Origin of the sequence: Mesorhizobium sp. M7A.F.Ca.US.008.03.1.1 (assembly GCF_003997495.1) — a bacterium.
Taxonomy (GTDB): Bacteria; Pseudomonadota; Alphaproteobacteria; order Rhizobiales; family Rhizobiaceae; genus Mesorhizobium.
The window spans coordinates 47905-59843 of the sequence record NZ_RZRU01000008.1 but is presented as its reverse complement, the minus strand read 5'-3'; the positions used below and the strand labels follow the sequence as shown (position 1 = coordinate 59843).

At 63.5% G+C, this 11939-nt stretch carries 14 protein-coding genes; 3 read left to right on the top strand and 11 right to left on the bottom strand.

From position 1 onward, the window contains the following. Positions 1-31: 31 nt before the first annotated feature. The 7 genes from EOA16_RS13010 to EOA16_RS12975 all read right to left on the bottom strand — a co-directional run bounded on the left by EOA16_RS13010 (position 32) and on the right by EOA16_RS12975 (position 6772). On the bottom strand, positions 32-619 hold the full coding sequence (locus EOA16_RS13010; RefSeq protein ID WP_127258470.1) for an NAD(P)H-dependent oxidoreductase: 588 nt from the start codon (positions 617-619) through the stop codon (positions 32-34). Further along, the gene (locus EOA16_RS13005) at positions 619-1200 is read right to left on the bottom strand and encodes an NAD(P)H-dependent oxidoreductase (RefSeq protein WP_164754245.1); all 582 of its coding nucleotides are present in this window, start codon (positions 1198-1200) and stop codon (positions 619-621) included. The genes EOA16_RS13010 and EOA16_RS13005 overlap by 1 nt, the downstream gene beginning before the upstream one ends. Next, complete coding sequence (locus tag EOA16_RS13000) at positions 1200-2603, bottom strand: FAD-binding oxidoreductase (RefSeq protein ID WP_127258811.1); 1404 nt, start codon at positions 2601-2603, stop codon at positions 1200-1202. Before EOA16_RS13000 ends, EOA16_RS13005 begins: the two co-directional genes overlap by 1 nt. Continuing rightward, positions 2603-3904, bottom strand: a complete 1302-nt coding sequence (locus EOA16_RS12995) for a cytosine deaminase (RefSeq protein ID WP_127258466.1) — start codon at positions 3902-3904, stop codon at positions 2603-2605. Before EOA16_RS12995 ends, EOA16_RS13000 begins: the two co-directional genes overlap by 1 nt. A gap of 185 nt (positions 3905-4089) precedes the next feature. Then, on the bottom strand, positions 4090-4941 hold the full coding sequence (locus tag EOA16_RS12985; RefSeq protein ID WP_127258464.1) for an ABC transporter permease: 852 nt from the start codon (positions 4939-4941) through the stop codon (positions 4090-4092). Then, positions 4928-5755: an ABC transporter ATP-binding protein gene (locus EOA16_RS12980; protein ID WP_127258462.1), complete on the bottom strand. Its 828-nt coding sequence runs from the start codon at positions 5753-5755 to the stop codon at positions 4928-4930. Before EOA16_RS12980 ends, EOA16_RS12985 begins: the two co-directional genes overlap by 14 nt. A gap of 12 nt (positions 5756-5767) precedes the next feature. Continuing rightward, positions 5768-6772 (bottom strand): ABC transporter substrate-binding protein, encoded by a 1005-nt coding sequence (locus EOA16_RS12975; RefSeq protein WP_127258460.1) that lies wholly within the window; start codon positions 6770-6772, stop codon positions 5768-5770. Between the two features lie 265 nt (positions 6773-7037). On the opposite strand from EOA16_RS12975, the gene EOA16_RS12970 reads away from it, so the two are divergent. Both EOA16_RS12970 and EOA16_RS12965 read left to right on the top strand, forming a co-directional pair. Next, complete coding sequence (locus EOA16_RS12970; RefSeq protein WP_127258458.1) at positions 7038-7421, top strand: RidA family protein; 384 nt, start codon at positions 7038-7040, stop codon at positions 7419-7421. 55 nt (positions 7422-7476) lie between these two features. Continuing rightward, positions 7477-8280 (top strand): creatininase family protein, encoded by an 804-nt coding sequence (locus EOA16_RS12965; RefSeq protein ID WP_127258456.1) that lies wholly within the window; start codon positions 7477-7479, stop codon positions 8278-8280. Here EOA16_RS12965 and EOA16_RS12960 read toward each other — a convergent pair whose 3' ends face one another. Beyond that, positions 8281-8790, bottom strand: coding sequence for a tyrosine phosphatase family protein (locus EOA16_RS12960; protein ID WP_127258454.1), 510 nt, complete (start codon positions 8788-8790; stop codon positions 8281-8283). Then, positions 8787-9836, bottom strand: a complete 1050-nt coding sequence (gene cobD / locus EOA16_RS12955) for a threonine-phosphate decarboxylase CobD (protein ID WP_127258453.1) — start codon at positions 9834-9836, stop codon at positions 8787-8789. Before cobD ends, EOA16_RS12960 begins: the two co-directional genes overlap by 4 nt. Here cobD and cbiB point away from each other — a divergent pair. Continuing rightward, positions 9835-10803 (top strand): adenosylcobinamide-phosphate synthase CbiB, encoded by a 969-nt coding sequence (gene cbiB, locus EOA16_RS12950; protein ID WP_127258451.1) that lies wholly within the window; start codon positions 9835-9837, stop codon positions 10801-10803. The two genes, cobD and cbiB, sit on opposite strands and share 2 nt — an antisense overlap. Before the next feature lie 38 nt (positions 10804-10841). On the opposite strand, the gene cobO is transcribed toward cbiB, so the two are convergent. Together cobO and cobU are read right to left on the bottom strand one after the other, a co-directional pair. Continuing rightward, positions 10842-11456, bottom strand: coding sequence for a cob(I)yrinic acid a,c-diamide adenosyltransferase (gene cobO, locus EOA16_RS12945; RefSeq protein WP_127258449.1), 615 nt, complete (start codon positions 11454-11456; stop codon positions 10842-10844). Between the two features lies 1 nt (position 11457). After that, a partial coding sequence (gene cobU / locus EOA16_RS12940; RefSeq protein WP_164754261.1) for a bifunctional adenosylcobinamide kinase/adenosylcobinamide-phosphate guanylyltransferase occupies positions 11458-11939 on the bottom strand: 482 nt, incomplete at its 5' end.

The window sequence follows — 11939 nt, the reverse complement described above, 5'->3', positions numbered from 1 at the left end:
TCCCCGTAAAACGGGGAGAAGGAAGCTAATTTCAAAACCGCTCCAGCTTCCCTCGCACCTTCGCCAAAAACGCCACCCTTGTCGCCGGCGTCGAGGAATCCATCAGATAGTGCGCCAGGAAGAATGTCCGGCAGCGCGTCGCGCACAGTGCGCGCATGCCGCGCAAAAGGGTCTTGCGTCCCGGCTGGCCGACGACGACGCTCCACCAGGTCGGCGCGCCGCAGGTGGTGATGACGCCGACCTTGGTCACATGTGTCATCAGCGATTTGATCCTGCCCTTGCCCGCCGGCAGCTTGAAGGCGACGTCCGTCGCCCACACTCGGTCGAGCCAGCCCTTCAGCATCGCCGGCAGTCCGTACCACCAGGTCGGATAGACAAACAGGATCGCTTCGGCCCAGTTGAGCAGTTCGAAATGCGGCTTCAGCGCCGGGTCCAGCGGCGCCTGGTCATTGTAGGAGCGTCGCTCGTCGCAACCCATCACCGGGTCGAACTTCTCGGCATAGAGGTCGAGCAGCCGCACTTCCCAACCTCGTCGCTTCAGCACGTCGATGGCAGTGTCGCGGATGGCGGCGCAAAAACTCTCCGGCACCGGATGGCAGTAGACCACCAGCGCGCGCATCAGAAGGCATCCATGCTGGCCGCGACCTTGGCCATGAAGGTCTTGCGCGTGCTGTCGGTCGACAGATTCATCGAATAATGCGCATGATAGCTCACCGGCGCGCCTGGTTTGACGGTGGCGCGCAGCATGCGCTTGATCAATTTGCGCGGCGGATCGCCCATCAGCATGGCGCGGAACCGGCTGCCGCCATAGGTGGTCACCGCCGCGACCTTGCGTATGTTGTGCAGCGACGGCTGCGCCTTGCCGTCGACCAATTTGAACGACACGCCGGGCAGGAAGACGCGATCGAAAAAGCCTTTCAGTATCGCTGGAAAGCCATAGTTCCAGACCGGATAGGAAAGCACCAGCGCATCGGCGCGCAGCAGGCGCTCGACATAAGGCGCAACCGCGTCGGCGGGGCCACGCTGATTGTGATAGTCCAGCCGCTCCTGGCGGGTCAGCCGCGGATCGAAGTCCTCGGCATGGAGATCGCAGTCGTCGACCGTATGGCCCGCCACCGTCAGGCGCTCGACGATCATCCGGTGCAGGCCGGCATTGAAGCTGGTCTCGACCGGATGCGCGTAGAGGACGAGGATGTTCATCATCCCACCTTCTGCAGCCCCTTGAACAAAAAAGTCCGCCCCGAACGGTAATCATAATCCGGGTTCTCCCAGGCGATCATCTTGCCGGGGTTGAGCAGGCCCTGCGGATCGGTCTCGCGCTTGAAGGCAAGCTGCACGGCATCCGTCTGCTTCATGCCGCCCTCTTCCAGCGTGTAGCGGTGCGGGTTGAAGATCGGGCAGCCGTTCGCCTCATGCAGGCGCACGATCTCGTCGAGCCTTGCTTCAGTGGTGAACTTCACCAAGGGCAGGCCGAAGCAGGTGATGTTGCCGTCCAGCCGCACGAATTCCAGATGCGAGAAAACCTCGCCCGGAAACATCTTGTCCATCTTCTCGACCAGCGCCAACTGGTTGGGAAAGGGATAGAGCGACTGCAGATAGGTGATCGAGGGATCGACGCGCAGTGCCCTCAGCGTCGTGTGGTTCCAGGCCAGCTCATAGGCCGGCGGCAGGCCCTTCTTCTCGTCCGGCGTCGCCGTGGCGGCATTGTAGATCACGTCGCCACCGGCCCGGCCGGTGAAGGCCAGGAAAGCGTCCAGCCCGTGCCGCGCCACCATGACGACGCAGATGCTTTGCCCATCGCTGAGGAATTTCTGGTGCCGCTTGAAATAGAGCTGCGGCACGGGTGCCGCTATCGGCGTGATCAGCTTGGTCAGGATGCCGTCCTGGCAGGCCAGCGCATTGCCATAGCGAGCCGCATCCATGAAAGCGTCGAAGCCGACGATGACGTCGATCCATTCATAAGCCGCGGTCAGCGGCATCTCGACTTCCGATATGATGCCGTTGGTGCCGTAGGCGTGGGTGACTTTGTGCAGGTCCTCGCCGGTGAGCTCGAGCGCTTTCGGCTCGGCTTCCATCGTCACCACGCGCAGGCGCAGCACATTGCCGAAATCGCGCAACCCGCCGAAATTGATCGAGCCGACGCCGCCCGAACCGCCGGCGATGAAGCCGCCGATCGAAGCGGTGTTGTAGGTGGAGGGCAATAGCCGGAGTTCCTGCCCGGAATGCGCCCGCGTTGCCTTGTCGATATCGGCCAGGATGGCCCCCGGTCCGGTCACGACGCGACCCGGGGCGATCGACTTGATCTCGTTCATCTCGGCAAGGTTGAGCACGACGCCGCCGGAGAGCGGCATCGCCTGGCCGTAATTGCCGGTGCCGCTGCCGCGCGGTGTCACCGGCACGCCATGGCGATGACAGGCGGCAAGCACGCGGATCAGTTCGGCCTCGTTCTTCGGCGTCACGATCAGGTCGCCGGTGACATGGTCTAACTGCTGCTTCAGCACCGGGCTGTACCAGTAGAAGTCGCGGCTCTTCTGCTGGACGATGGCCGGATTGTCGTCGATCTTCAGGCCTTCGAGATCGCGTTTGAGCGCCGAAACGTCCATCATTCCACCATCAGTTCGTCGAGTTCGGCGTAGTCCGGCAATTGCCGGTCGATCGCCTTGCCGCCACGCACGACGATGCGATCCGATTCGGGCCGCGACAGCAATTCCGTCCAGCTTCGGCCTTTGAACACGATGATATCGGCATCGCCGCCGGCCGCCAGCGCGCCGAAGCCATCAAGCCGCATCGCCTTGGCCGGCGTCGCGGTGACCGCTTGCGGCCAGTCGGCAACCGGATGATCGAAGTGCAGGATGCGCGTCGCCATGCGGTAGACCTCCAGCATGTCGAGATCGCCATAGGCATAGAAGGGATCACGCGTGTTGTCGGAAGCAACTGCGACGGGAATGCCCCTCGCCTTCATCTCGTGCAGCAGCGTCACGCCACGCCAGCGCGGCGTCGTGCCGTCGCCGCGCCGATCCTGCAGATAGAGATTGCACATCGGCAACGACACAACGGCGAGCCCGGCTTTCGCCACCTTGTCCAGCGTGTCGAGCACATCGAGGTCGGGCTGGCGCGCAAGCGAGCAGCAATGGCCGACGAGGATCTTGCCTTCGAAACCGTTCCAGAGAGCAGCCTCGGCGATCTTCTTCAGCGATATGGCGGAGATATCATCGGTCTCGTCGGCATGGAAATCGAGATCGAGGCCATGTTTGATGGCTTGCGCGAAGACATGGTCGAGCAGTTCTTCGAGGTCCGGCACCATATAGGTGACGACACCGAGCACGCCCTTTGCCGCGGCAACCCTCTTTGCCAGCCTGTCGAACCACTTTTTGTCACGCACGCCTTCGATGCCGAGCAAACAGGCGCCCTGCAACTCGATACGGCCGCGCCATTCCTCGCGCATTGCCTCGAACACCGGCCAGGAGATTTCCTCCTGCGGCGCGACGCTGTCGATGTGGGTGCGCAGCGCCCGGGTGCCATGCGCGTAGGCGCAGCGCAGTGAAAAATCCATCCGCCGTGCCAAATCCTCGGCGCTCCAGCGTGCCGCACGATCGGCACCGGCGGCATTCAGCGCGCCCATGAAGGTGCCGTCGGGATTGGGTTTTCGCGGCCAGATATGGCCCTTGTCGATATGCGTGTGGCAATCGACGAAGCATGGCAGCACGATGCGGCCGCCAAGATCGATGGCATCGGCACGTGCCTTCGATTTGCCATGCGCTGCAATGCTGGCGATCTTGCCGTCGGCGACGGCAATGTTGGCCAGCGTGAAACCGTCATTATCGTAAGTCGCAGTAAGGCCCGACGTCAGTGATTGATGAATACGGACGTTAGCGAGCTGATAAGAGCCAGAGGCTGGTATCAAGGCCTACCCCCCTCTGTCCTGCCGGACATCTCCCCCTCAAGGGGGGAGATTGGCAGATTCGTTCGAACCGCCTCTCTTTCGGCATTCACAATTGGCGAAAGCAAAACACACAGCCGATCTCCCCCCTTGTGGGGGAGATGTCCTGCCGGACAGAGAGGGGTGTTTCGCACCAACCTTTCAGTCACCTAGCGCTCCTGCTTCAGTGCGCTTTCGTGCCAGCGCCGCAAAATGAGATGCGAAATCAGCGACAGCACGAGGAAGATCAGGATGCCGGTGAGCGAGATCAGGAACAGCGCCGCAAACAGCCGCGGCGCGTTGAGCCGGTAGCCGGCCTCGATGATGCGCGAGGCAAGGCCCGACGACTGGCCGGTGGTGCCGGCGACGAACTCGGCCACCACGGCGCCGATCAGCGACAGGCCGCCGGCTATCTTCACCCCGCCGAGGAAATAGGGCATCGCCGCCGGCAGCCTGAGATAGCGCAACTGCTGCCAGCGCGTCGCGCCATTGAGCTTGAACATGTCGCGCAGATTGCGGTCGACGGAGTTGAGGCCAAGCGTGGTGTTGGACAGGATCGGAAAGAAGGCGACGATCCAGGCGCACAGCAGAAGCTTGGTCGTCTGGTCGTTCACATAGATATTGATCAGCGGAAAGATCGCCACGATCGGCGTCACCTGCAGCACGATGGCGAAGGGGAAGAACGACATCTCCACCCATTTCGATTGCGCGAACAGCACCGCCAGCCCGACCCCGCCGACAACCGCCAGGGCCAGGCTGAGGAAGGTAATGCGCAAGGTGACCAGCAGTGAGGAGAACAGCAGGCCGGCATCGTTGTAGAGCGTCCACAGCACCACGCCGGGGCGCGGCAGGATGTATTGCGGAATCGCGTTCCAGACGCAGATGCGATCCCACAGCCAGATCGCCAGGATCATGATCGCCAGCGGCAGCACCCAGCGGCCGATCCGTTCGAACCGCTCCTGGCGCACGCGGCGTGCTTCCTCGGGGTCGAGTTCGAGCACGCGCTCGTCAATGGCCGTCATGATGCGCGCCTGCTGTTGAATTGATGGCCTTGACCAGCACATCGGAGGCCTGACGGCACAATGCCGCATAGTCGGGCGAGGTGCGAAACGCCTCGTCACGCGGATAGGAAGCCTCGATGGCGAGTTCGTCGAACACCCTCCCCGGCCGCGCCGCCATGACGACCACGCGGTTGGAGAGGAACACGCTTTCAAAGACGCTGTGGGTGACGAAGACCACGTTGAAGCGTTCGTCCTGCCACAGTTCCAAGAGATCGTTGTTGAGCTTGAAGCGGGTGATCTCGTCGAGAGCCGCGAACGGCTCGTCCATCAGCAGCACACGCGGTTTGGTCACCATGGCGCGTGCGATCGAGACGCGCATCTTCATGCCGCCGGACAGTTCGCGCGGCACCGCGTCTTCGAAACCGGTCAGGTGAACCCGCGCCAGCATCTCCGTGATCGCCGGTGTCGCCTTGGCACGCGAAATGCCTTTCAGCCGAAGCGGCAGCCAGACATTGTCGAAAACATTGGCCCAGGGCAGCAGCGTCGGCTCCTGGAAGACAAAGCCGATGTTCGAACGGTCAAGCGAGCCGCCGCCGCGCCAATCGAGCACGCCGGAGGTCGGCGTCGACAGGCCGGCGATCAGCCGCAGCGCCGTCGACTTGCCGCACCCCGACGGCCCGAGCAGGCTGAGGAAATCGCCTTCCCGGATGGTCAGGTTGACGTCGCTGAGCGCCCTCACGCCGTTGGAGAACACCTTGCCGACGCCGCGCAGCGCCAGAAGCGTCGGGGCCGCACCCGACGCAGCCGGCGCTTGCGCCACTTTTTCCCTTATCATGCCGGGACCGGCCTATTTCTTCAGCTCGAGCCCGACGCCTTTGTTGATGAAGGTCAGCGTGTAGGCCTTCTTGATGTCGATGCCGGCTGGCGTGACCTTGGCCTTGACCATCTTGTCGTAGAAACTCTTGATCCGCTCGTCGGTCATGGCGCCGATACCGAGCTTTTCGGTGTCGCCGGAATCGGCAAGGCCGAACTTCTTCATCTGCTCGATCGAGAACGCGATCTGCTCGTCGCTCATGTCGGGGTTGTCTTTCTTGATCAGGTCGTTGGCCGCCTTGTTGTCACCGTAGAGATATTTGTACCAGCCCTTGGCCGAGCCATCGACGAAGCACTGGACCACCTCCGGCTTCTTGTCGATCGTGTCCTGCATCACCTCGATCGTCGTCGAGTAGGTATCCCAGCCATAGTCGGCGAGCAGGAACTGGTTCGGCACGAAGCCGCCCTCCTTCTTGACCGCGAACGGCTCGGAGGTGACGTAGCCCTGCTGGATCGACTTCTTGTTGGCGAGGAAGGGAGCGGTGTTGTAGGTGTAGGGCGCGCGCTTGGAGGCGTCGAAGCCGAGTTCGATGACCATCCACTGGAAGAAGGTCTGCACGCCCTCGTCGCCCAATATGTACTGGTCGGCGTTCTTCAAATCTTCCCATTTGTCGAGCCCCTCGCCGGGGTGGGACATGATGACCTGCGGGTCCTTCTGGAAATCCGCCGCCACCACACGCATCGGAATGCCTTGCTGGACGGCATCGAAAGCCGACAGCAGATTGCCGCCCATATAGAAATCGATCTTGCCGGCGAGCAGCATCGGCCGGCCGCTGACCTGCGGACCGCCCTGCATGATGGTGACGTCGAGGCCGCAGGCGGCATAGGTGCCGTCCGCCACGGACTGGTAATATCCGCCATGTTCCGGCTCGGCCAACCAGTTGGTGCCGAAGGTGACTTTCTCATTCGCAGCAGCACCCAGCGTGCTGGCTGCAAGCAGGGCCACAACCGCCACCGAGATCTTCTGTTTTCCGTACATCGACACCACCCTTTGTTTGCTCCGGCGCGCCACGCGCCAGGCTCGACACCAAAGATTCAAGAAGCAAGACACATGCCACCGGCGTCTGGCGCCGGGACCGCCCGCTTGAAAGACGTTGCCATGCCAAGGGCGGGCGGGTCATGCTGTACGAAAGGCATCGTGCCTATTTTTTGAACGGCTGTCCACAATCGCCCGGGCAACATGCACCGCCATCTTGAAGGTGCAATGGGTCAAGCCTTAGGCTACGGCCAAACCGGAGATTGCCATGTTCAGATTCCTCACCCCGAAGTCGATCAAGCCGCCCTTTGCCCGCTACAGCCACGGCGTCGAGGTGCCGGCTGGCAAGCGGCTGGTGCTGTGCTCGGGTCAGGTCGCCATCACCGCGGACGACCAGATACCCGAAGACGCCGGCGCACAGGCCGAACTCTGCTTTCAAAACATCGCGGCGATTCTCGGCGAAGCCGGCCTGGGTCTCAGGGATATCGTGCGCATCAACGCCTATGTCACCGACCGCGCGCATCTGCGGCCTTATATGGATGTCCGTGACCGGCTGTTTTCCAGCCCCGCGCCGGCCTCGACGCTGATGATCGTTTCCGGCTTTGCGCGCCCCGAATTCAAGGTCGAGGTCGAGGCTATCGCGGCCGGGTGATCGACAGGAAGCCTGTCCCGCGTTAGGTCTGCCCTAACCATTGAAGAGGCATGACATGACCGTAGCCAAAAGACGCGTCTGGTGGGGCGATTACCGGACCACCGAATACGCCTCGATCGACCCGGAGGCGACCATCGCTGTACTGCCGGTGGCGGCGATCGAGCAGCATGGGCCGCATCTGCCTGTCTCGACCGACACCTCGATCATGAACGGCATGCTCGACACGGTCATTTCGCGCCTGCCCGACGATCTCGACATCCGCATCCTGCCGGTCCAGGCAGTGGGCAAATCCAACGAACATCTGCATGCGCCGGGCACCCTCACTCTGCCGGCAACGACACTGGTCGAGGCCTGGACCGAGCTTGGCCTGTCGATCGCGCGCGCCGGCGTGCGCAAGCTGATCGTCGTCAATTCGCATGGCGGCAACGAGGAGATCATGGGCATCGTCACGCGCGAATTGCGCGTGCGTGAAAAGATGCTGGCAGTAAAGACCAGTTGGCAGCGCTTTGGCCGCCCGGCCGGCATGTACACCGAGCTCGAGGATCGTCACGGCATCCATGGCGGCGACGTCGAGACCTCGCTGATGCTGCATTTCCGGCCGGACCTCGTCGACACGGGCAAGGCCGACAATTTCGTTTCCAATGTCGCCAAGGCCGAGAAGGAATTTTCGCTGCTGCGCCACACCGGCACCCACGCGTTTGCCTGGATCGCCAGCGATCTCAACCCGAACGGCGTCGTCGGCGATGCCAGCATCGCGACGGCGGAGAAAGGCCGGCTGACGGCAGACTATCAGGCCGACGGGTTCATCAGCCTGCTCAGGGATGTTCGCAAGGCCAAGCTCGCGGAGTGGTTGACGTAGCTAGCTGTCGATCCTCAGCGCAAAGGGCGTGCCTTCAAAGGCATCCGCACCGCGCCCGATCGATTCGATCGCCTCGATCATGCGGCCGTTGCGATCAAGCAACGCATCTGCCACCGCGATCAGCCGCGGATTGGGTGTCGCCGAGGGCGATAGCGCCCGCAACGTATGCGCCAGTTCGGCCTCGTCACGCTTTGGCGCCAATGCGGCCGCGATGATATAGGCCGAAGCCGTCGAGCGGCTGATGCCGGCATAGCAATGCACGAGCATCGGCCTTGCCCGGTCCCACCGGCGTGCGAAATCGAGCAGGTTGCGCACATGCTCCTCGCCCGGCATGGTCATGCCGTCCTGCGCCACCGCGATGTCGTGCATGACCAGATGCAGATGATTGTCTTTCAATATCGAGGCCGGCCGGACCACCGCCGTTCCGGCGGCAAGCAGCGACAGCATGCGGTCGGCGCCGGTCCTGGCCACCGTTTCGTCGATCTTTGCCAGCGAGCAGACATGGATCATTGTTTTGAACCCTTCGATTGATCCTCGCGCCGCGACGCCCATTCGGCAAGAGCGGTTTCGAGCCGCTGCCATTCCTCCTCATTCCCCGGCAGGCCGGCGCGCAGGACGTCAGGCCGGTCGGCAAAATGGCGAAGCAGGATGCCGCGCCGGCCAAGCGCGGAAAACAGATCGGCGGCATCGGCCAAGCGGAGGAAACGGTACAGTGTGGTGCCGCCCGCGACGGCAATGCCGAAGCGACCGAACAGCGCATCGAGCCGCGCCGATGCACCCGCAAGGGATGATCGCATCGCGTCCTGCCACCTGATGTCGGCAAGCGCGCGGATGCCGTATTCCAGCGCCGGCCCGGCGACGGCCCATGGTCCGAATTGCGTTTCCAGCCGTTCGACAGTCGCTCCGTCGGAGAGAGCAAACCCAAGCCGCAGTCCGGCCAGACCGAAGAACTTGCCGAACGAGCGCAGCACGACGATGCCGCCCTGGCCGACATCGCCCGCGAGGCTGTGCTGACGCGGGCCGACATCCATGAACGCCTCGTCGACGACCAGCAGCCCGCCCTTGGCGTGCAGTCCGGCGGCCAGTGCCAGCAACCGGTCGCGCTCTATGACACGTCCATCCGGATTGTTCGGATTGACGATGATGACGATGTCGGCGACCGCCAACGCTTCGAAATTATCGACCTCCGCCACCTGGTGCCCGGCGATCGCGGCGGCGCGGAGATGTTCGGCGTAGGTCGGGCCCAGCACCAGCGCCTTGCCGGGACTGATCAGCGAGGCGACGCGCGGCAACAGGATCTGCGTGCCCGGCGCCGCCACGACGTTGGCTGGCGACGGCGCACCGTAAGCACTGGCCGCGATCTCTGTCAGGTCGCGCGTGCGCGCGGCTTCCGGCAACCGCGACAGCGAGGTGGCGGGCAGGTCGAAAAGCGGGTAGGAGTGCGGATTGATACCGGTCGAGAGGTCGACGAAAGGCAGCAGGGCGTTGGGGAAAAGCACCCTCGCGCGGCCAAGACTTCCACCATGGTCCACAACCGCCCCATTAAGAAGCTTCATGTCAGTCCTGATCGCTTTCCTGTCATTGGCCGTCGAATTCGCCCTCGGTTACCCCGACTGGCTGTTTCGCGCCGTCGGCCATCCGGTGACGTGGTTCGGCAGGCTGATATCCTTTCTCGACCGCAGGCTCAACCACGCCACTGATCCCGACGCGCTGCGTCGCAAGCGTGGTGTCCAGGCGCTGCTGGTCATCGTGCTGGTGCCGGCGGTGATCGGCCTCAGCGTGCAGATCCTGTTCTGGTTCGTTCCCATGGGTCTGGTCATCACGGCCCTTCTGGCAACGTCGCTTCTGTCGCAGAAGAGCCTCTATGAGCATGTCGAGGCGGTGGCTGACGCCCTCGACACCGGTGGCCTCGCTTTGGCCCGCCTTGCCGTTTCGCGGATCGTCGGCCGCGACCCCGAAACGCTCGACAGGGCCGGTGTCTGCCGCGCGGCGATCGAGAGCCTGGCCGAGAATTTTTCCGACGGCATCGTCGCCCCTGCCTTCTGGACCGGCGTCGGCGGCTTGGCCGGCGGCGCCGCCTACAAGGCCGCCAACACCGCCGATTCGATGATCGGCCACCGCACCCCGCGCCACGAGGCGTTCGGCTGGGCGGCGGCGCGCTTCGACGACTGGATCAACCTGCCGGCGTCGCGGCTGACGGCGCTGCTGATCGTGCTCGCGGCGTTCTTCGTCAAAGGCGCTGATGCGAAAAATGCCTGGCATGCGGTATGGCGCGACGCGAAAAAACACCGCTCGCCCAATGCCGGCTGGCCGGAAGCGGCGATGGCCGGTGCGCTCGGCCTGGCGCTCGCCGGGCCGCGCAGCTACGGCGGCGTGCTGGTCGACGACGTCTTCATGGGCGAAGGCGGCCGCCGCGAAGCCGACAGCCTCGACATCAGGCAGGCGCTGAAACTCTATCGCGTCGCCGACTATCTGCTGATCGCGCTGTTCGGGTTGGTTTCGGTCATCGTTATCGTGGTGTGACCCACTTTACCCTCCCCCTTGTGGGGGATAAGAAGCGTTCAGAACTCGATCCCCTGCTGGGCTTTCACGCCGGCGGAAAAATGGTGCTTGGTCACGCCCATTTCGGTGACGAGGTCAGCGGCCTCGACCAGCGCCGGCTTGGCGTTGCGGCCGGTGACGACGACGTGCAGGCCATCGCGCCGCGCTTTCAGCGCCGCTACCACTCTGTCGAGGTCGAGATAATCGTAGCGCAGGGCAATGTTCAATTCGTCGAGCACCAGCAGGCTGATCGACGGATCGGCCATCAGTTCGAGCACCTTGGACCACGCGGCTTCGGCGGCGGCGATATCACGCTTCAGATCCTGCGTTTCCCAGCTGAACCCCTCGCCCATCGCGTGCCAGACGACGCGGTCTCCGAAGGCAGCAAACGCGTCCTTCTCGCCGGTGTGCCATTTGCCCTTGATGAACTGGACGACACCGACGCGCTTACCGTAGCCGAGCATCCGCAGCGCCAGGCCGAAAGCCGCCGTAGTCTTGCCCTTGCCGGGTCCGGTGTTGACGATCAGCAAGCCCTTCTCGACCGTCTTGCTCGCCACTTCGGCATCCTGCACCGCCTTGCGCTTGGCCATCTTGGCGCGGTGGCGTTCTTCGTCCTTATCGTCGATGTCGGTCATATCATTTCACCTTGAGCGGCAGCCCCGCCACCATCAGCAGCACCGTATCGGCGACGGCGGCGACCTGCTGGTTGAGCCGGCCGGCGGCATCGCGAAACCGACGCGCCAGCGCATTGTCCGGCACGATGCCTTGTCCGACTTCATTGGACACCATGAACCAGGGCCCGCGCGGCCGCGACAGCACCTCCGCCAATCGCCGGCATTCAAGGTCGAAATCGTGTTCGGCCAGCATGTGGTTGGTCAGCCACAGCGTCAGGCAGTCGACAAGCACCGGCCGATCGTCCGGCAAGGCGGCAAGCGTACCGGCGAGGTCGAGCGGAGCGTCGATGGTCGTCCAGCCTTCGCCGCGCCGGGACCGGTGCAGCGCGATGCGCTCGCGCATCTCGTCATCATAGGCTTGCGCCGTGGCGACATAGGTCCAAGGCGGCGGCAAGGCGGTCGCCAAAATTTCGGCGTGCGCGCTCTTTGCGGGGCGCGCCCCCC